20 protein-coding genes and 1 tRNA gene are annotated in these 22,892 nt (G+C 46.3%); 10 read left to right on the top strand and 11 right to left on the bottom strand.

Translation table 11 applies throughout. The annotated features are described in order from the left end of the window. The first annotated feature begins 261 nt into the window (after window positions 1-261). The 6 genes from QT998_RS21030 (at window position 262) to QT998_RS21005 (ending at window position 6,487) form a co-directional block, all read left to right on the top strand. Window positions 262-606: a hypothetical protein gene (locus QT998_RS21030; RefSeq protein ID WP_333086873.1), complete on the top strand. Its 345-nt coding sequence runs from the start codon at window positions 262-264 to the stop codon at window positions 604-606. Window positions 607-1,002: 396 nt separating this feature from the next. Beyond that, window positions 1,003-2,028: an ABC transporter permease gene (locus QT998_RS21025; protein ID WP_194065756.1), complete on the top strand. Its 1,026-nt coding sequence runs from the start codon at window positions 1,003-1,005 to the stop codon at window positions 2,026-2,028. A gap of 390 nt (window positions 2,029-2,418) precedes the next feature. After that, entirely contained in the window at window positions 2,419-3,132 is a 714-nt protein-coding gene (locus QT998_RS21020; protein ID WP_333218140.1) for a hypothetical protein, read from the top strand. A gap of 107 nt (window positions 3,133-3,239) precedes the next feature. Next, window positions 3,240-4,283: a hypothetical protein gene (locus QT998_RS21015; RefSeq protein ID WP_333086871.1), complete on the top strand. Its 1,044-nt coding sequence runs from the start codon at window positions 3,240-3,242 to the stop codon at window positions 4,281-4,283. Window positions 4,284-4,688: 405 nt separating this feature from the next. Continuing rightward, the gene (locus QT998_RS21010; RefSeq protein ID WP_333086870.1) at window positions 4,689-5,462 is read left to right on the top strand and encodes an ABC transporter permease; all 774 of its coding nucleotides are present in this window, start codon (window positions 4,689-4,691) and stop codon (window positions 5,460-5,462) included. A 125-nt stretch (window positions 5,463-5,587) separates the two neighbouring features. Next, window positions 5,588-6,487: an ABC transporter ATP-binding protein gene (locus tag QT998_RS21005; protein ID WP_333086869.1), complete on the top strand. Its 900-nt coding sequence runs from the start codon at window positions 5,588-5,590 to the stop codon at window positions 6,485-6,487. Window positions 6,488-6,734: 247 nt separating this feature from the next. Here QT998_RS21005 and QT998_RS21000 read toward each other — a convergent pair whose 3' ends face one another. Next, entirely contained in the window at window positions 6,735-7,694 is a 960-nt protein-coding gene (locus tag QT998_RS21000; RefSeq protein ID WP_333117457.1) for a GNAT family N-acetyltransferase, read from the bottom strand. Window positions 7,695-8,490: 796 nt separating this feature from the next. Between QT998_RS21000 and pap the strand changes: the two genes are divergently transcribed. Both pap and QT998_RS20990 read left to right on the top strand, forming a co-directional pair. Continuing rightward, window positions 8,491-9,978: a polyphosphate:AMP phosphotransferase gene (gene pap, locus QT998_RS20995; protein ID WP_333086866.1), complete on the top strand. Its 1,488-nt coding sequence runs from the start codon at window positions 8,491-8,493 to the stop codon at window positions 9,976-9,978. A gap of 488 nt (window positions 9,979-10,466) precedes the next feature. Next, window positions 10,467-11,453, top strand: coding sequence for a YdcF family protein (locus QT998_RS20990; protein WP_194065811.1), 987 nt, complete (start codon window positions 10,467-10,469; stop codon window positions 11,451-11,453). On the opposite strand, the gene QT998_RS20985 is transcribed toward QT998_RS20990, so the two are convergent. Beyond that, window positions 11,450-11,794 (bottom strand): hypothetical protein, encoded by a 345-nt coding sequence (locus QT998_RS20985; RefSeq protein ID WP_333117455.1) that lies wholly within the window; start codon window positions 11,792-11,794, stop codon window positions 11,450-11,452. The genes QT998_RS20990 and QT998_RS20985 overlap by 4 nt on opposite strands. A 687-nt stretch (window positions 11,795-12,481) precedes the next feature. Between QT998_RS20985 and glsA the strand changes: the two genes are divergently transcribed. Next, window positions 12,482-13,405, top strand: a complete 924-nt coding sequence (glsA, locus tag QT998_RS20980; protein ID WP_333117453.1) for a glutaminase A — start codon at window positions 12,482-12,484, stop codon at window positions 13,403-13,405. 179 nt (window positions 13,406-13,584) lie between these two features. Here glsA and moeB read toward each other — a convergent pair whose 3' ends face one another. The 8 genes from moeB to QT998_RS20940 form a co-directional block, all read right to left on the bottom strand. Next, window positions 13,585-14,757 (bottom strand): molybdopterin-synthase adenylyltransferase MoeB, encoded by a 1,173-nt coding sequence (gene moeB / locus QT998_RS20975; RefSeq protein WP_333117451.1) that lies wholly within the window; start codon window positions 14,755-14,757, stop codon window positions 13,585-13,587. A 79-nt stretch (window positions 14,758-14,836) separates the two neighbouring features. After that, window positions 14,837-15,316 carry a M67 family metallopeptidase gene (locus QT998_RS20970; protein WP_333086862.1) on the bottom strand — a complete coding sequence of 160 codons (480 nt, stop codon included), beginning with the start codon at window positions 15,314-15,316 and terminating at the stop codon, window positions 14,837-14,839. Between the two features lie 318 nt (window positions 15,317-15,634). Then, window positions 15,635-15,862, bottom strand: coding sequence for an indolepyruvate ferredoxin oxidoreductase subunit alpha (locus QT998_RS20965; RefSeq protein ID WP_194010874.1), 228 nt, complete (start codon window positions 15,860-15,862; stop codon window positions 15,635-15,637). 265 nt (window positions 15,863-16,127) lie between these two features. Further along, window positions 16,128-17,363, bottom strand: coding sequence for an ATP phosphoribosyltransferase regulatory subunit (locus QT998_RS20960; protein ID WP_333117450.1), 1,236 nt, complete (start codon window positions 17,361-17,363; stop codon window positions 16,128-16,130). 380 nt (window positions 17,364-17,743) lie between these two features. After that, window positions 17,744-18,670 (bottom strand): J domain-containing protein, encoded by a 927-nt coding sequence (locus QT998_RS20955; RefSeq protein WP_333086858.1) that lies wholly within the window; start codon window positions 18,668-18,670, stop codon window positions 17,744-17,746. Between the two features lie 102 nt (window positions 18,671-18,772). After that, complete coding sequence (locus QT998_RS20950; protein ID WP_333086857.1) at window positions 18,773-19,588, bottom strand: inositol monophosphatase family protein; 816 nt, start codon at window positions 19,586-19,588, stop codon at window positions 18,773-18,775. A gap of 168 nt (window positions 19,589-19,756) precedes the next feature. After that, window positions 19,757-20,440, bottom strand: coding sequence for a thermonuclease family protein (locus QT998_RS20945; RefSeq protein ID WP_333117446.1), 684 nt, complete (start codon window positions 20,438-20,440; stop codon window positions 19,757-19,759). Next, complete coding sequence (locus QT998_RS20940; RefSeq protein ID WP_194012927.1) at window positions 20,437-20,805, bottom strand: 2Fe-2S iron-sulfur cluster-binding protein; 369 nt, start codon at window positions 20,803-20,805, stop codon at window positions 20,437-20,439. Before QT998_RS20940 ends, QT998_RS20945 begins: the two co-directional genes overlap by 4 nt. 214 nt (window positions 20,806-21,019) lie before the next feature. Between QT998_RS20940 and QT998_RS20935 the strand changes: the two genes are divergently transcribed. Next, a tRNA-Ser gene (locus QT998_RS20935) sits at window positions 21,020-21,104 on the top strand. A gap of 191 nt (window positions 21,105-21,295) precedes the next feature. On the opposite strand, the gene QT998_RS20930 is transcribed toward QT998_RS20935, so the two are convergent. Continuing rightward, window positions 21,296-22,525 carry an HhoA/HhoB/HtrA family serine endopeptidase gene (locus tag QT998_RS20930; RefSeq protein ID WP_333086853.1) on the bottom strand — a complete coding sequence of 410 codons (1,230 nt, stop codon included), beginning with the start codon at window positions 22,523-22,525 and terminating at the stop codon, window positions 21,296-21,298. Window positions 22,526-22,892: the final 367 nt, after the last annotated feature.

Genomic DNA, 22,892 nt, shown 5'->3' with positions numbered 1-22,892 from the left:
TCATTTTCTCCGGGTGCCGAACGCCAGCCTTGTCCCTGCTGAAAAAAAAATTGATTCTAAATTTTTCTACCAAGCCATCACAAATGTAAGTTATTTGACAATCCTCTGTTAAAAAATTTGCTATTAATAAAATAAGCGGGCCAAATCCCGATCGCGCCAAAAGAGGTTGAACAGTAGACTGTTGACAGTTGACAAACGGACGATCGCTTGCGCCCCGCTCCGCTACGACCTTTTAGCAAAATAATACTTCTGGAGGATGACATGAACTATACATTTGAAATCCTGGGCGTATCTCCAACTTTATCATTTTTTAACCAGCAGCAGGAATTGCTGCAACAACAGCAACCGTCCGGTGTAGAATACTTGGGAAACCGGAAGTGTACTCTCGATTCCTTTGTGGCATCCGTAGAGATAGTTTCTCCCTATCGCGGCTGGGATGTCGATCGAGTCGTAGACACCGTAATTAGTTTCTGGTTTCAAAACTCCGAGAGCATCCAGTATTGGAAGGACAGGTTGCAGGATGCCGGCAGCGAAAACTTGTTAGTCGCCAGAGTAGGCGACATCAAGTCTTTACAAGCCGCATTTGAATCGCTGCTGGGCGAATAGGAAAATTGGTCATTAGTCATTAGTCATTAGTCATTGGTTAGTTGTTATTGGGAATTGGGAATTGGGAATTGGTTATTGGTTATTGGTTATTAATTCGTTGCTAGTTATTGGTTGCTAGTTACTAGCGATCCCCCGATCAAACGTCCAACGTCATCAGGCAAAAGGAAGGAACTATGCTAAATTACCAACTTCTGTTGACAACTAACTACTAACAACCAACAACTAATAGCCAATAGCTAATAACCAATAGCTAATAACCAATAACTAATAGCCAACCAATAACCAATAACCAATAACCAATAACCAATAACAACTAACCAATAACCAATAACAACTAACCAATAACCAATAACCAATAACAACTAACCAATTCCCAATTCCCAATTCCCAAATATTATGTCTCGTTCAAAAGCCCTGCAATCTTATATTTTTGTCCGCTTACTCCTAGCACCGCTAATGTTGTGGACAATCACCACAGCAGTATTTTTGCTGCTCCGGGCCACTCCGGGCGACCCCATAGACGCAATTCTCGGTTCGCGAGCTCCCGCCGCCGCTAAAGCAGCAATGCGAACCCAACTAGGTCTCGACGCACCCCTGTGGGAACAATATCTTAAATACATGAAAGACTTGTTGGGCTTCGACTTGGGAACCTCCATCACCACTCGCGGACAAACAGTCTGGCAAATTATCGGAGATTATTTCCCCGCTACAGTGGAATTAGCAGTGTGTAGCATGGCCATAGCTTTAATTGTCGGCATCAGTATCGGTTCCCTCGCAGCATCCCGCCCCAACACTATTTTCGATGCAGCAGGCCGTTTGTTTGGCATTATCACTTACTCGCTGCCGGCTTTTTGGGCTGGCATGGTTTTGCAGTTGATTTTCGCGGTGCAGTTGGGCTGGTTTCCCTTGGGAACCCGCTTTCCGGTGACATTAAGAGCCCCCCAAAGCTACACGGGACTTTACACTGTAGACAGTCTCCTGAGCGCTAACCCGGGTCAGTTTCTCACCAGTTTGCATTATTTGGCACTTCCGAGTTTGACGCTGGGCATTCTTTTGAGCGGCATCTTTGAGCGAATTGTCAGGGTGAATCTCAAGCAAACTTTGCAAGCAGATTATGTGGAAGCAGCCCGAGCTCGCGGCATTCCTGAATTTCAGATTTTATGGGCTCACGCTCTGAAAAATGCGCTAATTCCGGTGATTACTGTCTTAGGATTGACTTTTGCTGCACTGTTGGGCGGCGCTATTTTAACCGAGGTTACTTTTTCGTGGCCGGGGCTGGCAAATCGCCTTTACGAAGCGATTAGTTTGCGGGATTATCCAACTGTTCAAGGTATTGTGGTATTTTTTGCTGGGATTGTAGTAATTGCTAGCATTGTAATTGATGTTTTGAATGCTTACATCGATCCGCGCATTCGGTACTAAATAGTCAGTTGTTAGTTGTCAGTTGTCAGTGGTTAGTAGTTAGTTGTTAGTTGTCATACCAAATCCGGGTTTTGGATACCCTTTATGAACCAGTCGGCGCAGGCCGACTTTGTTTCTGTAGACGCGGTTTCAACCGCCGGATCATCTTTATCAACCAGTCGGCGCAGGCCGACTTTGTTTGACTCTTCCGCGTTTCAACCGCCGGATCATCTTTGTTTGACTTTCTGGCGGTTTCAACCGCCGAATCATTTTTCTACGTGCGCCAAATGTTGCAGCCAAAATGAGCCGCCTAAGAAAGAGCGATCGAAAATATCGGCTTTTAGACTCAGGACACTTTGCAGTTTATCGGCAATACTAGAGCAATAAAAAGCAAAATTTGAGGAAAAGCTGATGAAATTATTACAAATAACAGTCGCTCTATCGGCTGCTTTAACCCCACTAATGGCTGAAGCTGCCTTTAGCCGCCCGATGGTGGACGCAGGCAACTTTCCCAGAGCCTCAAACCCCCGAGTAGACGTGCCGGTTTGCTTCATCGAAACCCCAAGCGGTACAACTTTTGATTTAGTCAGATTGTGCGGCACCAACGCCGAGCCCCAAAAAACGGCTCCCGCCGCCGGCAACCCCGCCAATGCTCCTGCAAACAACCGCAACGTAAGTAATCCGGCTGCAGCCCCGAACCCCAACAGCGTCACGAGAGATGCTGTGGGCACTCCCATAACTACTCCTGGGAGTGCCAATCCCGCCAATCCCGCCAATCCCGCCAATCCCAACAATCTCAATCCGGGAACTTCGCCCAATCCCGCCAATCCCAACAATCTCAATCCGGGAACTTCGCCCAATCCCGCCAATCCCAACAATCTCAATCCGGGAACTTCGCCGAATATCACTCCCAGTAATCTCAATCCGGGAACTTCGCCGAATACCACTCCCAATAATCTCAATCCGGGAACTTCGCCGAATATCACTCCCAGTAATCTCAATCCTGGAACTTCGCCGAATACCACTCCCAGTAATCTCAATCCGGGAACTTCGCCGAATATCACTCCCCGGAGCAACAATTTGTCTCCAAACGGTGGAAATGGCAATGGCACGGGCACTTTTTGAACTGCCTGGGATGAGTTAAGCTAAGACATTGAAGTGCCGATTCCCTACCCTTCGGGAACGCTTCGCGAACAGGATAGCTTCGCTTCACGCGCTTGAGGATACCTATTGTGTCAAACTTAGTTCAACGCTTAGAAATAACTGCTCACCCGCAACTGGAAAAATCCCTTGGTTATCGAGGAGATAGCCGCTGGGTAGCCTGGGGTTGGGAACCAGACATCGACCAAATTATTTCCAGCGACGGCAAAACAGTCGGCACCGGCAATAATATGGCTTGGCTGGTGTTTTTGCAGCACGATTTAGTTCAGCCTGCTGTACGAGAATACAACTTCGGTGAGGGCGATCGCTACTGGCTGCTTTTAGACAGAGAAACTAGAATTCTCTACGCCGGCGAAGAGAAAGCAGTGCAGAATCTGCTCGAACAGCCGGAAAGTTTAGCTTTGTTAGCTTGTCTCGATGGCGGCCAGAGTTCGCTACCAAACCCTGAAACTTGGCAGCAAACGCTATCTAAACTAACCGCCAAAAAAGCCTTTCGCAACCTGACAAACGCCATTCCTTTCGGCATCGCAGCCGCTTTGATAGGTGCTTTAGGAGTCGGAACCGGACTCTGGGTTGTCCCGGCGGTGCAACAGAAACTAGCCGAAAAAACAACTTTTATTTCCCCAATTAGTTCTAGCGCCAACTGCGGGATTGGCGGTTCCGACGATTTTTCATCTTATGTCGGTTCGTCAAAGGGAAATAAAGAGCTTCACTTAATCGGGGTTTACGAAGCAAATGCCGCTCACGGGAACGGAAAAAGAGCGAAAAGCACTATCGAAGTCAAAGTAGAACGCCGAAACAAGCCAATAATTCTTGCACTTTCCGCCTACGAACCGATTAACTGGAACCTGACTGTAGAACCCGGAGCAGTTATCGAGAAAATCATTGTTAACGGATACCACAACCAAACTGTTTCTGGAGTTTCTGGAATTCCCATAGAAGAGCACAGTTACGAAGAAACCGGAGAGCATATCGGCAACTTTATCTACAAGTGGGATGCTACTCCTGAAAGTGGCGAAAATGACTCTCTAGTCACCAAATTGGAACAGATAAACCGCACAAGTTTAACTTCTTTTCAAGGATGCTATCGAGGTACGAACTTTAGTATTAAATGAGCGCAGCGACAGAAAGTGAAGAGTTAAAACCGAGTCCGATTGAATCAAAAAACCCGCGCGGGCGGGTTTTTTATTAACATTTAAAATTATCGATCTTTATATGGTAAAATATTAAGTCCGGTAGATTGCCGCAACAAAAATGATTGGTTAGTAGTGCGGACTAAAGTCTGCACTACGAAGCAGTTTTATTATTTTTAACAGACCGGACGCGATATAATATGCCGTAGTGTCGTTATCAATTGTCATATAATGTCCGGTAAATTTAACACCATCAATAAGGTTTGTAGTGAGGAATTTATTCCTTCTTGATGCGGACTCAATTCCTCACAACGAACCCTTTTGATTGTCAGTGTTTTTTCTGGCTCAATATCAATTTCTAGTTCTAACAATGCTAATAAAAACTCTATGAAATACTGGTACGAAACCCTCGCAGTAGCGCAGCGAATTTTAATTGAATTGGGAAGACGGCGGCGCAGCTTAGTCTTGTGGAGTATTTTTCCAATTTCTATCTTGCTAATTAACGCTTTAATTTTAAAAGAACGGGCTAATCTCACTACAGATAAAGCTTTTGAAAGTGCCGCACCTGCAAGTTTAGTAGGAGCGGCTTTATTTTTTAGCTGTCTCGGCGGCAGCGTAGCAACGGTGGTTTCAGAGCGAGAACAGCACACTCTCAAACGCTTGTTTATTTCCCCCTTGAGCGGCACTTCTTACTTTTTAGGAATTTTTCTGGCTCACAGTTGTATCGGCATCGGTCAGGTAATCTTAGTATATGCGATCGCCTCTTTTTTCGGAGCACAATTTCAAGGCTCTATTTTATTAGGATGCGCGATTATTTTACTGAGTATTATATCTTACGTAGGAGTCGGCTTTATTCTCGGCACGCAGTTTGCGAGGCGCACTGAAGATGTCAATTCGCTAGTAGCGGCTTTCGGCGTTCCTTTGTTAATTTTAGGAGGGGCATTTTTGCCTGCTTCGCTTTTTCCCAAAACTCTGCTGGATATCGCCCAGTACAATCCAATTTATCACATGAACGAAGCACTGATGGGTGTATGGGCTGGTGGCAAAGATTTTGCTGATATTGAATCGCACTTCTGGTTTTTGTTTGTTTTTGCTATGTTAATGCTCGGAGGCGGATGGATGTCTTATCGGCGGATGTTGAGAGTGGAAAGAAGGCTTTAAGTAAGACCGAAGAAACCGGGTTTTTTACTGAATTTGTGGGCGAAAGCGCAGTATTTGTCGTAAAAAACCCGCTTTCTAGCTAACTCTGTGCGATCGTACTATTAAACTTAAGGAGATGTAAAATTTTGCTGCAAATAGAAAAGCTCAATAAATCTTACGGTTCGCGTTCAGTGCTTAAAAATTTAACACTGCACATTCAAAAAGGAGAAATTTACGGTTTACTCGGGCCAAACGGGGCGGGGAAAACTACAACTATCAATATTTTATGCAGTTTGCTAAATGCTGACAGCGGCAAAGTTTCTATCAATGGCGAACCTGTTTCGGAGTCTACTAAATTGTTAATAGGTGTAGCACCACAGGAAAATTTGCTTTACAAAAGCCTTAGCTGCGAAGAAAATCTCAATTTTTTTGCTCAAATTTACGCTTTAGACCGCAAGCAGCGCCGCTATCAAGTTGAACAATGTTTAAAGGCTGTAAATTTGACTGATAGAGCTCAAAGTCCGGTGGAAACTTTGAGCGGAGGGATGCAGCGCCGTTTGAATATTGCGGTGGCTTTGGTACACCAGCCTAAATTAGTAATTTTAGATGAGCCGACAACGGGTTTAGATATTGAGGCTCGCTATGAAATTTGGGAGTTAATTCAGCGCTTGCAATCGGAAGGAATTACAATTTTGCTAACAACTCACTTGTTAGATGAAGCTGAGCGTCTGTGTCAGAAAATTGGAATTTTAAAGAATGGTAGTATTGTGGCTGAGGGCAGTTTGGAAGAGTTGCAAAAACTGATTCCGGCTCAGGAAATTATTGTTGTTAAAACTGCTGAGGAAGAAAAGGCGATCGTTCGCGCTGCAAAATACGGTTTCATTCCCCGCCGCTACGGTAGCGATTTGGCTTTTTGGCTACCGGAACGTTTGGAATTAAAAGAGATTATTTTGCTTTTTGATGGGATTTCTATTTATTCGATCGCTCGGTATCCGGTGCGGTTAGAACATATTTATGTCGAGGTGACGAAACAAAGCGAACAATGACACAAGGGAGGATTGGCCCGCACTATCACGAACCCTACAAAATCCTTCGCGCCGAAAGAGGCACAGCATCTGCATTACCAGGCAGAGCCTGGTAACTGTTGACTATTGACTGTTGACTGTTGACGGTTAAGAGGGCGGGCCCGCACCATCCACCGCCCCTACTGGCTGGTAACTGTTGACTGTTGACTGTTGACTGTTGACTCGATTTTATTATTCCGATGCAACCGGAATTGATATAAGTATGAGTTTAGACGGCTTTTGCCCACGATTGCCAAGTTTCCATCAGGCGGAAACCGACTGATTCATAAAGCTTTGTCGCGCCTGTCAAACTGTCAGCATCGACGCTGAGTTTAGCGGTATTTGCACCCGCTGCTTTTAAGGTATGCAATCCGGCTAACAACATTGCTTTTCCTAAACCCATTTTCCGAAAGTCGCGCCGCGTTCCCAATAGTTCAATCCAGCCGTCTTTTGTGCCGCTGCGGGGATTTTTTTGGGGTTTGATTTGACAGTCGCAGAAAGCTGCAAATTTACGATCGCCCGAAACAGCAATTAAATCTAATTCCGGCTGATAATTTTCGTCTTGCATCCAGTAGCGCACGATTTCGGCAGTTAAATCGTGGTGGTTCCAGTGATCGATAAATGACTGGTTGAACATTTCTACCCAGGGTTGGATGTCTTGTTCTCCCGATACGTGTGTCAGCGCAAAGTCTGCGGGAAATTCGGGTGTGGGAATGGGTTCGGCGAGCGATCGCGCCATTGTGAGAAAATAGCGATCGACTTCAAAGCCCTGTTTCTCTAACAGTAGCATCAGATCGGTTTTATCCTCACGGCTGTAGGTGTGCAATTTTGCGGGCAAATTGCATTTTTTTCCTACTTCGCCCAGGCGTGTTTCTCCCCATTTAATTATGTCTTTTTCTAAGCCTTCACCCCGTACATTTGGATGCACGTAAAACCAGAGACAAGCTTCTATTTCATCGGTGGAATCTGGCATATCTAACAGTGCCAAACCGATGAGTTTGCAGTTACCGTCTTCCCACAATTGGACATCGCGGGCTTTGTCGAGTTGGGGGGCGTCAAGGATCAGCTTTAGTTCAGTTGCTGAAACTTCTTCGCCTAGTCGATCGACTGTTTCGCAATCATCTATTAAATTTGCGATCGCGCGCCAGTCACTTTCGCCCTTATAGGAGCGTGTTGTCAAGATATTCATAAAAAACTTACAATCCGTAATTTCGGAATGTTCCTGTTAATCGGTATTGGCAAATGAGTAGAGTAATTCTGACATTTTGCACAAATGTCAGTAACAGTCAAGATGGCTGTTCCACAAAAAATCTATTTAGGATGTAAGAGGCCAGAAAGCCTGTTACACAATAAATCAATGTTTTTTTGGGGCTGCAGCAGTCCGCACCTCAACTGATTTTATTATTAGAGAATGATGTTGATAAAACTCATAAACCTGTTTATATCACCCAGGCTTTCAGGTTTTATCTCATAGCGCAATCATAAAAATTGGTTAGCCCATTTGGGCAGTTTTTTTTATTGAAGTCTGTGGTTAGAGGAACGCCCAACCTTTGCAAGCAGCGTCCTCGAAGTTATCAAAGCTGGTGCTTAAGTAACTGTTGTTTAAATAAATTTAATGCAGCTAAGTAAAGAAGTTTTCACCCCCACCGGGTAGTTGATTTTTACTTTTGCTCTATCTTACAACAAATCCTCTTTCAAGAATTTGTTGCTGCTTCTTTTAACTCACCCGATCGGGGGAGGGGAACAGTTGAAGTTCTTAAAAAGTTCCCTAAGTCAACTATAACCGCTCAGGTTTTTTTTGGCAACTTCGATCTGAGGGGAGTTTTGTTAGTATTAGCCCGATCCTGGTTTAGACGGCAGAAGCAGCGCGCTTTGAAGCGTTCGTAAGTATAGTTTTGATAACTTTTTGCCAGACTTGAAGATTTAACTTTATCCGAACGTTAAACTGACGTTAAACTGCTTTCTGGGATTTGTGTGAGGTAAATATGCTTGACAACCTCGATTTAGATATTTCGCTGGATAAAGAAACCTATGAGACCAAAATCGAAGTTTTAATGCAGCAGTTGCGATCGCTCCAACAAACCTGCTGGGAAAAAAAAATGCCCGTAATCATCGTACTCGAAGGCTGGGCCGCTGCGGGCAAAGGCGCACTCGTCAAAAAAATGGTGGGTTACATGGACCCGCGCGGCTTTACCGTGCACCCGATTTGGCCGCCGTCAGAGGCAGAAATGGACTATCCTTTTCTGTGGCGGTTTTGGCAGAAACTCCCAGCCCGCGGTCGGATTGGCTTTTTTTATCACAGTTGGTACACTCATCTTTTAGAAGACCGGTTGTTCGAGAGAGTCTCCGAGGCCGAAGTACCGACAATCATCAGACAAATCAACGCCTTCGAGCGAATGATGGTAAACGACGGCGCGGCAATTGCCAAATTTTGGATTCATCTGAGCAAAAAAGAACTCAAACATCGGCTCAAAAAACTAGAAGACGATACTTTACAAGCTTGGCGAGTGCGGCCGGAAGATTGGAAACAAGCCAAAAAATATCAAGAATACACAACTTTGGCCGAAGAAATGATAACTCAAACCGGCACGGGCCCGGCACCTTGGACGCTAGTAGAAGGCGACTGTCAGCGCTGGGCGAGAGTCAAAGTTTTAACGCAAATGGCAGCCAAAATTACAGAAGCCTTAGACACACAGCCAGCGCAATCTGCACCCCTGAAACTGCCGCCTCAAGAAAAGTTGCAACCCACCGAACCAGACTTGCTCGCCCAAGTAAATTTAACTCTATCCTTGTCGCCAGACGAATACAAACACGAACTTCGCGAAGCACAAACGAGTTTTGGCGAACTGCAACAAAGCATCCACGAAAAGGAAATCCCCGTTTTAGTGCTGTTTGAAGGTTGGGATGCGGCCGGTAAAGGAGGTGCGATCAAACGTTTGACGGACATCCTAGACCCCCGCAGTTACTCCGTCAATGCCTTTGCTGCGCCGACGGACGAAGAAAAAGCTCACCACTATCTCTGGCGCTTCTGGCGGGAGTTGCCGACTGCTGGTAAAATCAGCATTTACGATCGCAGTTGGTATGGTAGAGTGCTCGTCGAACGAGTCGAAGGATTTGCCACCGAACTCGAATGGCGTCGAGCTTACCAGGAAATCAACGAATTTGAGGAGCAACTCACCAGTTTCGGTTGTGTCTTAGTTAAATTCTGGCTGCACATCAGTCCCGACGAGGAACTAAAGCGGTTTACAGACCGACAAAATAATCCATTTAAACAATACAAACTCACTCAAGAAGATTGGCGGAATCGAGAAAAGTGGAATTATTATGAAGTGGCGGTAAATCAAATGATTCAGCGCACCAGCACGCCGACAGCTCCCTGGACGCTAATTGCGGCCGATAACAAGTATTATGCTCGTGTTAAAGTAATTCAAACGGTAACGCAGGCAATTCGGAATCAACTGAAACGCCTATAAATTGGGATTGGTAAATGGGTAACAGATAATGGGAAAATAGCAGGCAGCAGAAAGCAGGCTGGAATTACCAATTTTACAGGCTGCTGGCTCGCTCCATTAGCAATTACCAATCAACCATTACCAATTATCAATTACCAATTAACTCTCAGCAATCTGTAACCCGCCCCAAAACGGGTACCGTGTCCCGACTATCTTGTTTGGAGATTCTAACATTTTAGAGCGAAGTGCCAGCTCCCAGATTTATCTGTGGAGTCAATCTAAAATCTAAAATTATTCAATTCTTCAATCGATTGACTGGAAGTAGCGGGCTTGCAGCCTGCAACCCATAGTTGAGAGCTGAGGGGAATCGAACCTTTCTGAGAAATGCGATCGGACTGGGTTATTGGCAAAAATTAAAAACCACCGATACCAGTATTTCCTCGCGCAGCTAAATGCGCGATCGTTTCCAGACTTCCGTACTAATTTATGAAGACACAGAATATTGCAAGATGCCAGAACTTTTAGCTCGCATTCTATTTCTATTCCTCCTCTTCTCACTGATCAAATCGTGGTGGGATCAATCAGGAGGCAAAGACAATCCGTTAATAGACAGGCTGCGCGTTTTGCTGCTGATCAGCCTTTTGTTCCTGGCTTTTTTCGCGCCAGACACGCCAGTCGGAGCAGCGATTTTCGGCCTCATAGCCTTCTTCTTTAAGCCGCTTGGTTTTTCGATCACCCTGCTGGTGATTGCATCGGCGCTGATTACTAACGGGGGCATCCGCAACCCGGCACCGAGAATGATCCTGGCAGCACTGCTAGTTTTGATCCTTTCGAGTATGCCAGTTGTCGCTTACTGGTTCGCCGATCAAGCTGAACGGGATGCGGCTGCTCGCACAGTTTGCTGCGACGAAACAGCAGCGGCGATCGTCCTCCTCGGTAAGGGAACGACTAACGGCCACACCGCCAACCAAGAAGCGATTCAAATGGCAGAGACAGGCAATCGCCTGCCCTACGCTGCCGTTTTGTACAAAAAACAATTAGCACCTTTGGTGATTGTTACCGCCGCGCCCAGAGCAGATTTACAGAATTCTACTGGCGAAGCTAAGGATATCAAGACTTTGCTGGCCACCAACATGGGCGTGCCGCGCACCAGTATCGTTCTTGACGATAACGGCCGCAACATACGCACCAGCGCCGAGGAAGTGAGAAAAATCCTCGATAGCCGCGGCGTTGGGCGTAAAGTAATCCTGGTAACATCTGCGATTCAGATGCGCCGTGCCAGCCTAGCTTTTGCAAATATGGGTATCCAGGTGATTCCCAGGGCTACCGACTTCTACACTTACCAGCCCGTGTCAGGAGGGAAATCGAGACTGCGCTTAGACGCGGCAGATTTTCTGCCTAATGCAGAAGCTTTGGTAACTACGACGCGAGTATTCGATGAATATTTCGGGTCTTTTTATTACTATATGCGCGGCTGGCAGGCTCCCAGAGCCTAAATTGGCAAGTTGCTGGTGTTTTTCTTAGGCAACAGCGACTGCTCCCCAGATTGGTTTAACATCTCGTGAGAATGAGGCCTTTGTGGGGAGCTGTAATTTCTGAGTCCTGCGGGGTCGCCGACGGCAAAGTTGGCAGTTAATAAGAACACCGCCCAAAATATAGGTGCCTCCCACTCGGATTTTTTTGGGGGTGGCGCTTCTTTAGCTTTGGCGGAGGTGACGATGACTTTGAGGTCTAGTTTGCCTTCAATTTCTTTGCCTTTGAGAATTCCTTCGCTGCATACACCCTTAAAAGCTAGCGGATCTGGTTTTGGTGCTTCTGCTGTGGCTTCATCTGGCATTGTTTTGTCCTGATTTTGGTAGATATGGTTGGATACTAAGTTCTCAGAAGTTCGGGGGTTTTCCGGGCCGGATTCCGCGAACTCTTTCAGAGTTAAGTTGAATATGCACCCCGCCCCTGGCTGGGGATTAAACAGAAGAACCTGAACGCCTTTCAAGTTACTGCTGGTGGGTTGTGGGTCGCAGCGCTGTCAGCCAAGCTGCTATTTATATATCTGGTCGAAACAGAGGTTTTTATGCAAAGACAGATTTTTTCTCAAAAATTGTCAATAAACTTATTATCTCCGCGCCGATGAAAATGTCAATGGGTTTAAAGCAGAGTTTGCTTAGGATCGCGTAAGTAACCGTGTTTCTGGCAATACCTCAAGTGGCGTAATTATTTTAAGAAACTGATTTCTGGCTGAGATAATTTTTATTTTTATAGTTTCAATATAAGATTGGAAATGACAAACTGCATAAGGGTTTAAAGTTGGCCTGCTGTTGCATTGTTTTTTTGAAAATAGTATCGAAAGCGCGATCGGACTGTTAATATAAAATCTCAAACGATCCAAATGTATGCGATCAAGTTTGACAATACATAGGTCTTTCCCGATCGAGCGCAACGGATTTTTGGCTGGCTGCTGTGATAGCTTTACACTCTGTGACACCGCATCGGTATCGGTTGATTTGCGCCTACGGACTAATCGACAGTGAAAAAATCCACTAGCAAACTATCTTCCCTGCAACCAGAACAACTGGCAGCTTGGGCAAAAGAGGCAATTAATCGCAGTAAATCCGGTCAAGTCCCCGCATACGTACCTCTGCTTGCGGAAGCCGAAAAAGAATGGTTGGCCGTGCAAATTCGGGCAATTGACGGTAACATTTTGAGCTGGGGCAGCATTGCTCAAACATTCCCGCTGATGAGCGCAGTCAAGCCCTTGGTGCTGCTTTATTTGCTGTGCGAATTGGGCGAAAAAACGGTTTTTGACTGCGTGGGGTGCGATCCTTCGGAAATGCCTTTCAATTCGCTGACTCAACTGGAAATAGATGGAGGAAAGCCGAGAAATCCGATGATTAATAGCGGGGCGATCGCCCTAGCGTCTCTGATTCCCGGTAACAATGCTGTGGCGCGCTGTCAAAACTTGCAAACTTGGCTGAACCAACAAGCAAACAGTCAGTTATTTGTTGACGAGTTAATGCTGGATTCAGTCAATCAAAAGCGGAATCAAAATAATCGGGATCTCGCCTTAGCAATGCTCAAATTTGGTTATCTACAAAACGCCGAAATTGCCTTAGAAACCTACAATCGAGTTTGTTGTTTGTCGGGAAATGTGGAGGATTTGGCTAAGCTGGGAATGGTGCTGGTAAAGAGTGACGAAGCACTTTGGGAAAACTGCCGCACTGTCAAAGCACTGATGGCTACTTGCGGTTTGTATGAAGCATCCGGTCGTTTTGCGCTGCGGGTGGGACTGCCGGCCAAGTCGGGAGTTAGCGGGGCAATGCTTTCGGTAATTCCGGGCGAGGGTGCGATCGGCTGTTACAGTCCGCCCCTAGATCGAGAGGGAAATTCTGTCGGTGGCTTATTTCTATTGGAACAAATAGCTAAAGCTTTGCGACTGAGCGTATTTGATTAAATAAGATTGCTGTTGAATTGCTCTTAATTTCCTTGAGTTATGGCGGGGAAATGTTTGGCTGTCTGGATTTGGGATTTGCAAGGTCGATCGACCTTTTCATATCATATCCGATCGATTACCATCACAAAAACAGTTCGCAGTGCGGCGGGCAAATTACCCGCCCCACAACAAGATTGAGCTTAATATTGAGGAACAGACGAATCTACTTCTTGACTCCAAGCATTAATCCCGCCCTTAACATTAATCCCCTCAATTCCGGCTTCCTTCAAAATGCCCAAGGCCTTCGCAGAACGCCCGCCCATTTTGCAATGTGCAATCAAGCGATGCCCGTTCAACAATTCCTTGACTTTTGCAACACCTTCGCCGTGTTCGATATCCGGTAAAGGCACCAAAACTGACCCAGGAATTTGACCAATTTGATACTCGTTAGGATTGCGAACATCTAACAGTACAAAATCCTTCGCACCGCTATCGATTAACTTTTTAAGTTCGGTGACAGTCATCTCAGGAATTTGCTGTTGTTCTTGCGCTTCCTGGTCTTTAGCTTGAGGAATGCCGCAGAATTGTTCGTAATCGATTAACTTTTCAATTACGGGGCGCACTGGATTCGGCCGCAGTTTCAATTCGCGGAATGTCATTTCTAGGGCATTGTAAAGCAACAATCTGCCGCTCAAGGTTGTGCCTTGACCCAAGATAATTTTGATAGCTTCCGTTGCTTGGATAGAACCGATAATGCCGCACAAAACGCCTAAAACGCCACCTTCGGCACAGGAAGGAACCATCCCTGGAGGGGGGGGTTCAGGGTACAAATCGCGGTAATTCGGGCCACCTTGGTAGTTAAAAACTGTGGCTTGTCCTTCAAATCGGAAGATGGAACCGTAGATGTTGGGTTTGTTTAACAGGACTGCAACGTCGTTCATCAAATAGCGAGTCGGGAAGTTGTCCGTGCCGTCGATGATGATATCGTAGGGAGTGGCAATGCCGATCGCATTTTCGGAACTAACGTGAGTATTGTACAAATCAACTTGACAAAAAGGATTAATTTCTAAAATCCGATTTTTTGCCGAATCAATCTTCGGCTTCCCAACCCAAGAAGTGCCGTGGATTACTTGGCGCTGCAAGTTGGAATGGTCTACAACATCAAAGTCTACAATCCCAATGCGGCCAACACCGGCTGCTGCTAAATACAGCAACAGCGGCGAACCGAGTCCTCCCGTACCGATGCAGAGTACGCTGGCTGCTTTGAGGCGCTTCTGCCCTTCCAATCCAACTTCTGGGAGGATGAGGTGGCGAGAGTAGCGTTCGTATTCTTGTTTGTTGAGCTGGATCTCGTCCAGATTAGGATTTAGCATGATATTCTGTTATAGGCCGATTTTGAATTATATCCTATCTAAATTTTTCGCATTTTTGCGTGTTTGTTATTTTTACTAACTATTTCTTAATCTGAGTCGGTTCGACTGCGACAATTTCCTCTGCTTGAAAGTAGCCCTCGGAGTCGAGAACCCAACTGCGGAGGTCTTGTGAACTGCCTTGTCGGACGGACACTATGATGTATGAGTATTGGGCCCATGCCAATGTGCGATCGCACTCCGAGGGCACTGCCGGACAATCTGTGTGAGAATGGTATATGCCGATGATGTCTAAATTGCGATCGCGCGCGTGTTTCATAGCCCGCAACATATCTTCAGGTCTAATAGCATATCTGCGTTGTTCTGTCAATTCTTTTTGTTCTGGCCGATTCTCTTCAGCTTCGGCACTCCAAGCGTTGTCAGTCGGCACAACTTCTACTACAGTTTTCACACTTTCTGCGATCGTACCTAACAATAAACCGCAGCATTCTTCTGGATAAGCGCTTTTGCCGTGGGTGCGGATTGATAACAGGTGTGCGGGGGTAAGTGCGATTTTTTGCATTTTATTTTAGGCTTTTTTTAAATGAACCGCGAAGACGCTAAGGACGCGAAGGAAGAGAGGAGAAGGGAAGAGAAGAAGTTGATGTAAGTGTGTGTATAATTCGTGAATCTATGGTGGACCGCGCACACCCTACTGGTTGATCTATGTGTACAATGTACGCATAATTTGTAACTGTAGGGTGTGCAATCCACGCCTTATATCAAATCCGGTAGCATCGGAATTATTCATATCTCTATTCTCTCTCTCTCTGTCCTCTGTGTTCTAGCGCCGGTTAAATCATTCCGATGCAACCGGAAACGACATTACGGGTGATTGGTATCAAGTTGGTGTTTGCTGCAATTCGGGCCGTTCGTCTGGGACGATCGCATTTTCGACTGGACAGACTTGCAGACAAATGCCGCAGTCTATGCAGGTATCAAAATCAATCCAATACCAATCGGTGCCTTTGACGTTTTTGCCAGGGCCTGGGTGAATGCAAGCCACCGGACAAGCGCCGACACAATCAGCAACTCCTTCGCAGATATTTGTAACGATAGTGTGCGCCATGTTTCTATTTTAGTTTTTAGTTTTTAGTTTTTAGATTTGACATTATATCATGTCTGTCTAATTACAACAATACAATTGGTTCGTTGTGATGACTTTGGTCAAGATGGTTTTTGGCTGACTAAAGTCCTCACTACGAACCAATTTTTTGCGGATTTAATTCCGCACTATGAACCTGTTTTTTGCGGACTTAATTCCGCCCTACGAACCGTCTTTGTTATAACTAATTGGGGGGACGTGATGTTAGGAGTTAGCTTGACAATCGAGCTTAATTTACTGTTTCAATTGTTGCAGCGCCTTCGGCATTTACCCAGGCAATTTGACCAATTCTACGATCGCGCGCATATTCCCGCGCCGCCTCTTCGTTTTCCCTATTCTCTAAATCTATCTCTACCCGGACTGGGGGACTGGACTCTCTGAGTTTGCGGGCATAATCAAAGGCTGCTGCGGCTGCTTCAGGAGTTTGAGGCACAACCAACCATTCGCTGGCTGCCGTCTCTGCGGGCAATTGACCTTCTGTCAACAAAACTTGGTGCAAATCTTCGATATTTAGACAAAACCCGATGCCGGGGGAGTTTTGGCCTTGGGGGTCGAACAGTCCCAACAGTCGATCGTACCGCCCGCCTTGTCCTAAAACTCGCTGTCCGCTTTTGCTGCTGCTGACAACTTCAAACACTATTCCAGTGTAGTAGTCAAAGGTTTGAATTAAACTCAAATCGAGGTGGATGTGAGATTTTAAATTGGGGATTTTTGCTTGACATTTTTCCAGCAGTTCGATCGCACTTTTGAGTTCATTTAATGCGGCTTGCTGTGGTACATCCAAATCCAGCTTCGCCACAATCTCTAATACATCTTCTGGGCGGCCGCGCAAGTCAAATAACAGCAGAGCTCTTTCTCGCAATTCGTCAGAAAGCGGCAAGGTTTCCAAGGCTATTCGATCGAGATTGGCGATCGCGTGGCGCACTTTTTGCCGCACGTTTGGCGCAAACGGTTCTAGCAATGTTGCTGTCAAGCCCGCTTCTCCCAGCACCAAATGCCAGTCATCAATTTCTAGGTTTTGCAAGCACTCAGACAGCAGCAGCAGCACTTCTGCATCCGCAACGCTTCCCCCCGCGCCGAGGAGTTCTACCCCGGCTTGATAGAACTCCTGTTGCCCGCCGGAACCCGTATCTGTTCCTTTGCGGAAGACGTTGGCGTTGTAGTAGAGGCGCTGGGGCTGCCAGCGCGTCCCGGACATCCGCATCGCAGCCGCCCTGGCGATGGATGCTGTCAATTCTGGCCGCAAGCCGAGTTCTCCATCTTCGGCATCTTGGAGTTGAATTAAGGTCGATCGGTCGATCGCGCCCCCAGCCATCAATGTCTCCAGCCTTTCTAGAGTAGAGGTAATAATCCGGTGATAGCCCCAGCGGTGAAACACCTGCTGCAAGCGCCGTTCGATCGAAATTTTTTGAGCAACGTCAAGGGGCAATAAATCTCTTGCACCCGATGGGGGTTGGTGAACCATATCAATTTTAGAGTTTAGACTTTAGATTTTAGATTGGGCTTAGAAGCTTAGCTTGAGGGACGGTGTTAAAGTCGAACGTGGCAAGCCTAACATTCGACTTTAACAAATTAAGGTGTCATATCGATTTTAGATTTTAGATTTTAGATTGGGCTTAGAAGCTTAGCTTGAGGGACGGTGTTAAAGTCGAAGCAGGCAAGCTTAACCTTCGACTTTAACAAATTAAGGCGTGATCGCGTTTTGGTTTGCATGGGAATAATCATTTTCCCCGTCAGTGCGATCGGATGTGATATCACCAACTCTTGATGCTTTTGAGCAAGATCGCTTCACTGCTGAGCAGTTTACCAATTTCTAAATATTCCTGACTCACAACTCACAACTTCTCACTTCTTCTTCCCGCTAAACAAACTTGCAAAAAATCCTGGTTTCTCTTCACCTTTTTTGGCTTTTGAGGCAGCTTGTTCGAGCTTTTTCTTAACCTCCAAAGCCGTCGGTTCTTCAGGATTTGATGCCAAAGCTTTGTTCATCTCAAGTTTCGCCATTGTCGCTTGATTTTGCTCAAAGTAACACATTGCTAACATAGCGTGAGCCTTGCTGTGTTTTGGAGCGCGCTTCAGGGCTTCCCTCAACTCCAAACTTGCTTTAGCGTAATTTTTGCTGTCCATAAATCCTTGAGCTCGGCGGCAATAGGGCTCGATATGCGTGTCTATTACTGGAGTTGGGGTTGGAGTTGGGGTTGGGGTTGGAGTTGGGGTTGGGGTTGGGGTTGGGGTTGGGGTTGGGGTTGGGGTTGTGACTTTTTCAGATGAACCGGTTCCAACCGCACCGCCCAAGCGCTCTTTTCGCAGCAAATAAACCATGTTTAGTTCGCTAATTTGAGCGATCGCATCTTGCGTTTCCTCAACAGATTCGTACTGCTTGAGAGCGAGTTTGCTAACTGCTGTTTTGTAAGCTTCTTCCAAATTTTTAGCGGTAGTTAACTCTTTAGCTGCTGCACTTTCGATGTGCATTTTTCCTTGTTCTTTAAGGACACGCTTACTAATGGCTGCTAACAGCAAGCTGTATTCTTTGCGATCGCTTTCTTTGGAGAATTTATTGTAGGCCGGATTGACCACTTTTGACAAAAATTGGTTGGCCCAATCTTTATCGGCTTGGCTTTCAAAAGAGCAAGTATCCGAATGCAAGCGTCGGGCAATTTTCATGTAGCGCTTGCGGATGTCGTTAAACTCGGCGTCTAAAGGAACTCCCAAAATTGCGTGCTGATCCGTAAAATCGTACTTGAACAACCCTTTTGTCATTTCAAAAGACATAACTTTTACTCTCGCTTTCCTGGCTTTTCACTATCCTTTAATGTAGCTTGACTTAAGGGGTTGTGACCCCCGTATTACCCCCGATCCCTTGCTGTCGAAACGCTACTTCCATGAAGATAAGGGAGGAACTGACAGCAGTGCACCGCTTAGTTCGGCGTGTATTTTGCCGTTGGTGGCCAAAACTCGACCAGAGTTCATCTCAAAGGCACCGCCATCATAGGCTGTAACTTGACCTCCGGCTTCGGAGACGATGAGTACGCCGGCTGCTACGTCCCAAGGGGAGAGTCCCCGTTCCCAGTATCCGTCCAATCGCCCGCAGGCTGTATGTGCTAGGTCTAGGGCTGCGGAACCGCTGCGCCGCACGCCTTGGGTGAGGTGGGTGAGGTGACAGAATTCGGCATAGTTATTATCTGCTGTGGAGCGCCGATCGTAGGCAAAGCCGGTCACTAGCAAGCTATTTCTCAATTCTGAGCTTTGCGAAACTGCGATCGCCGAACGGTTACAGGTTGCGCCCAATCCTTTAGCTGCGCGAAACAATTCGTTATGAGAAGGGTCGTAAATTACGCCAATTTGTGGTATACCGTCGATTAAAAGTCCGATCGACACGGCGTAAAAAGGATATTGGTGAGCATAATTGGTTGTACCGTCCAAAGGGTCGATCGCCCACAGGTATTTGCTAGCTGCATTCCCTAATGAACCCGATTCTTCCGCGAGGATGGCGTGTTCGGGTACGTGGCGGCCGAGAATTTCTAAGATGACGGCTTCTGAGGCTTTGTCGGCTTCTGTGACTAAATCGCCCGATCGACCTTTTTCTTGAATATTTTCTAATTTACCGCAGAAAGATTGCAGGACGGCACCGGCGGCCAGGGCTGCTTCGGTTGCTATTTCTAAGTAGTTTTGCAGTTGATTGTCTGTCATTGGGAAGAAGGAAGAAGGAAGAGGGAAGAAGGAAGAGGAAAGAAGGAAGAGGAAAGAAGGAAGAGGGAAGAACGAACCGCGAAGACGCGAAGGACGCTAAGAAAGAGGGAAGAATAATCCTAATGCCAACTGTCAACTGTCAACTGTCAACTGTCAACTGTCAACTGACTATTTCTGCTGATTTTGTTGGCGAAATTCTGCGGGTGTTTGGCGCAAAGCTCGTTCTGGATTCCACAGGCCTTTACCCATGAGTCTCGCCCATTCTTGAGCGTTTAGGAGTCGCTGTTGATATTTCGTGTTGCGCGATCGCCCTGATGCCAAAACATAACCTTCTTTGACTAGCTGTTCGTTGAGCAAAATTCCATCTTGCCACAAATAAGCTAATTTGCGATCGAACTGGTCTTTTTCTGCGATGTCGGATTCTAACAATACTTGTTTCCCCCCAATTAGTTGTTCTAATCTTTGTTTGGCTGCTTCTCCCCAAGGTTGCTGTTGAAAATCTGGTGCATCAATACCAATCAGTCTGATTTGTTCTAATAAGGCGATTTTGTCGGCTGTGCTGATAACTTCGATTGTTTGCCCGCTGAGGATTCTTTCTACTTTGGCGATCGTACCTTGGGGCATTTCTGGTTTTTGGCAGCTAGCTAACAACACGCAAAGGGCGATCGCAAATAACCGATAAAGCAGCATTATTAATTGGGAATGGGGAATTGGCAATTGGCAATTGAGGGAAGCTATACTTTGGCAGGGAAAATAAAAGTTTTCTGTTTCGTAATAAATTTTCCCTTGTAGTGATGTCTCGCCCGCGATCGGCTCGCTCTGGTATAATTCCGCTACCGGATTTGAGATCATTCTTCATCCAAGGGCAAACCAACTCTAACCTTACCTTTACCGAAATAGCGACCAAATTGCAATTCATAAACTTCGTCTTCGTCTTGCGTCTCTACCTCAATGTTAGAACGGGGATAGCAGACGCACAGCAAAGCATAACCTTCTTTTTGCAGTTCCACAGAAAGCCCCATTGCTTCAGGCTGGTGCAGTTCCCCCGACTTGACGCGCACCGCACAGGCGGTACAAGCGCCGTTGCGACAGGAAAAAGGCAATTCTACTCCTTGGTTTTCCGCGCTTTGGAGGATGTAGCGGTCTTCGGGTACTCGCACTGTGTGGCGATCGCCTGTCTGTCTGTTATGAATTTTAATGGTGTAAGAACGAGTCATGGAATTTTAGATTTTAGATTTTAGATTTTAGATTCGGGTTTGGCAGGCAAAATCCTTGATATCAATGGGTTTGCGCTACGGCGAGGAGAATTCTATCCGCCCCGCGTGACACCCTACCCACATTAAACAACAAATTTATGCCCTTACCCCTTCCCAAATCTGATTTGTTCTGCTAATATAGTTTAGCTGTGGCTAAATGAATAAATTTAGTCCTGGAGAGGTGGCCGAGCGGTTGAAGGCGCACGCCTGGAAAGTGTGTTTAGGGCAACTTAACGAGGGTTCGAATCCCTCCCTCTCCGTTTATAGCCTTTGTCAAAAAGGTAAGTTACAAGTTGAAATTACAGATTGGGGGATTGATGGATTGAGCGATCGATCGGTCAATCCCTTATCTTTTGCCAGAAATGTTATAAACCCGCCCCTCGAAAAAGCTTAAAAGTTAAGCCAGAGACCTAAAATCCCTGGCTTAACTCAACCTGAAATATCAACCATTCTACTGCTTCATATCGGCCGGAAAAGCACCAGCTTTCACCGCCACAGTCACCGGTTGCCCGCCGCGACTCAACTCAAGCTGCATATCAGTGCCTACTTTACTTTTTTCGACAATTTGCTGTACGCTGCCAGCATCAGTTACTTCTGAACCGTTAATTTTCTTAATCACGTCGGCAACGCGAACTCCCGCTTGTGAGGCCGGAGAATCTTTCGCAACTCCCAGAACTAACACGCCTTTATCGTCAGTCAGCTTCAATTTAGGGTTGGGATTTTTATTGAATTCTGCCTTGATTTGGGGGGTAATGCTCAACATCCGAACGCCGAGATAAGGATGTTCGGCTTTTCCGGTGCTTACTAATTGGTCGGCAATTTGTTGCGCCCGATCGATCGGAATCGCAAAACCCAATCCTTGGGCACCTTGAATAATCGCCGTATTCATGCCAATAACTTGACCGCGCTGGTTCAGCAACGGGCCACCCGAGTTACCGGGATTGATGGCGGCATCGGTTTGAATAAAGCTGACGCGCTTGTCGGGAACGCCGACATCGGCGCTAGAACGGCCTGTAGCGCTAATAATCCCCACAGTCACGGTATTGTCCAAACCGAGGGGATTGCCGATCGCGATCGCCCATTCTCCCGGCAGTAACTCTTCAGATTTGCCCAAACTCACCACAGGCAAATTGTTAGCTTCAATTTTCACAACAGCCACATCAGTAACTGTATCTACCCCTAAAACTTTGCCCACAAATTCGCGACCGTCCTTCAGTTTTACCGTCACCGTATCGGCACCGTCAACAACGTGAGCATTAGTCAAAATGCGACCGTCGGAACCAAAAACAAAACCCGAACCGGAGCCTCGTTCTACCCGATTTCCCTGCGGTACCTGAGAGTCCGGCCCGAAAAAGCGGCGGAAAAACGGATCGTTCAAAACATCAGGCTGTTGGGTTTTCACCGTGCGAGAAGAATCGATTCGCACCACTGCAGGCCCGACCTCCTGCACCACTTTACTCACAAAATTTGAGTCTTGAGAAGGCAGTATATTTGCCGGGAATCCTGAGATTGGCGATGCAGCATTTGCAGGTTCAGCTTTGATGGCGTTAGAAGAGCCGGGAAGTGAAGAAGTTAGGGCATTGCAGCCGACAGTTGCGGTGGAGCCGATCAAAATTAGAGATAAAAAAGCAAGTTTTTTGGGCATAGAAAACTTGCGAGAAAGCTGAGTTTGATTAGGCATATTTTTGCTTGACATAGTATTGATATGGTTGGAAAATGGGCGAGACTTATAATTATCGTTTTGCATTTTTAGCACTACCGTGTAACTAACTTACAACTCAATGCTCTATAATTTTAATTCAAGCATTTGTTAGATCTACTTGCCTGGTAGGGTTTACCCTACAGGGTGGGGTAGAAACCGGACTGTACCCGGCTAATGGCTGATTGCTGTTTGCAAGGGCGATCTTTTGTCAGCACTGGCCAATTGCCACCTAAATGCGATAATACATACTACGGTAGCCGACCCGCATATTCCGTATTTTCTCGGAAGAAATCTTCATCGAATCAGTTTTGTCAACTTAGCGGTCGCGACTGCAATTAAATTAGTT

Source organism: Microcoleus sp. S1D4, assembly GCF_036700765.1.
Lineage (GTDB): Bacteria > Cyanobacteriota > Cyanobacteriia > Cyanobacteriales > Microcoleaceae > Microcoleus.
The sequence above is the reverse complement of the archived record's forward strand: the minus strand, read 5'-3'. Positions and strand labels throughout refer to the sequence as shown.

Excerpts from the sequence above, each read along its gene's own strand:
- QT998_RS20930 (WP_333086853.1), bottom strand. The coding sequence starts at position 22,525 with ATGCCTAATCAAACTCAGCTTTCTCGCAAGTTTTCTATGCCCAAAAAA.
- QT998_RS21030 (WP_333086873.1), top strand. The coding sequence starts at position 262 with ATGAACTATACATTTGAAATCCTGGGCGTATCTCCAACTTTATCATTT.
- moeB (WP_333117451.1), bottom strand. The coding sequence starts at position 14,757 with ATGCTAAATCCTAATCTGGACGAGATCCAGCTCAACAAACAAGAATAC.
- QT998_RS20955 (WP_333086858.1), bottom strand. The coding sequence starts at position 18,670 with ATGTCTTTTGAAATGACAAAAGGGTTGTTCAAGTACGATTTTACGGAT.
- QT998_RS20940 (WP_194012927.1), bottom strand. The coding sequence starts at position 20,805 with ATGACTCGTTCTTACACCATTAAAATTCATAACAGACAGACAGGCGAT.
- QT998_RS21025 (WP_194065756.1), top strand. The coding sequence starts at position 1,003 with ATGTCTCGTTCAAAAGCCCTGCAATCTTATATTTTTGTCCGCTTACTC.
- QT998_RS20970 (WP_333086862.1), bottom strand. The coding sequence starts at position 15,316 with ATGCAAAAAATCGCACTTACCCCCGCACACCTGTTATCAATCCGCACC.
- QT998_RS21010 (WP_333086870.1), top strand. The coding sequence starts at position 4,689 with ATGAAATACTGGTACGAAACCCTCGCAGTAGCGCAGCGAATTTTAATT.
- QT998_RS20945 (WP_333117446.1), bottom strand. The coding sequence starts at position 20,440 with ATGATCTCAAATCCGGTAGCGGAATTATACCAGAGCGAGCCGATCGCG.
- QT998_RS20985 (WP_333117455.1), bottom strand. The coding sequence starts at position 11,794 with ATGCCAGATGAAGCCACAGCAGAAGCACCAAAACCAGATCCGCTAGCT.
- QT998_RS20990 (WP_194065811.1), top strand. The coding sequence starts at position 10,467 with ATGCCAGAACTTTTAGCTCGCATTCTATTTCTATTCCTCCTCTTCTCA.
- QT998_RS21020 (WP_333218140.1), top strand. The coding sequence starts at position 2,419 with ATGAAATTATTACAAATAACAGTCGCTCTATCGGCTGCTTTAACCCCA.
- pap (WP_333086866.1), top strand. The coding sequence starts at position 8,491 with ATGCTTGACAACCTCGATTTAGATATTTCGCTGGATAAAGAAACCTAT.
- QT998_RS20960 (WP_333117450.1), bottom strand. The coding sequence starts at position 17,363 with ATGGTTCACCAACCCCCATCGGGTGCAAGAGATTTATTGCCCCTTGAC.
- QT998_RS20950 (WP_333086857.1), bottom strand. The coding sequence starts at position 19,588 with ATGACAGACAATCAACTGCAAAACTACTTAGAAATAGCAACCGAAGCA.
- QT998_RS21000 (WP_333117457.1), bottom strand. The coding sequence starts at position 7,694 with ATGAATATCTTGACAACACGCTCCTATAAGGGCGAAAGTGACTGGCGC.
- QT998_RS20965 (WP_194010874.1), bottom strand. The coding sequence starts at position 15,862 with ATGGCGCACACTATCGTTACAAATATCTGCGAAGGAGTTGCTGATTGT.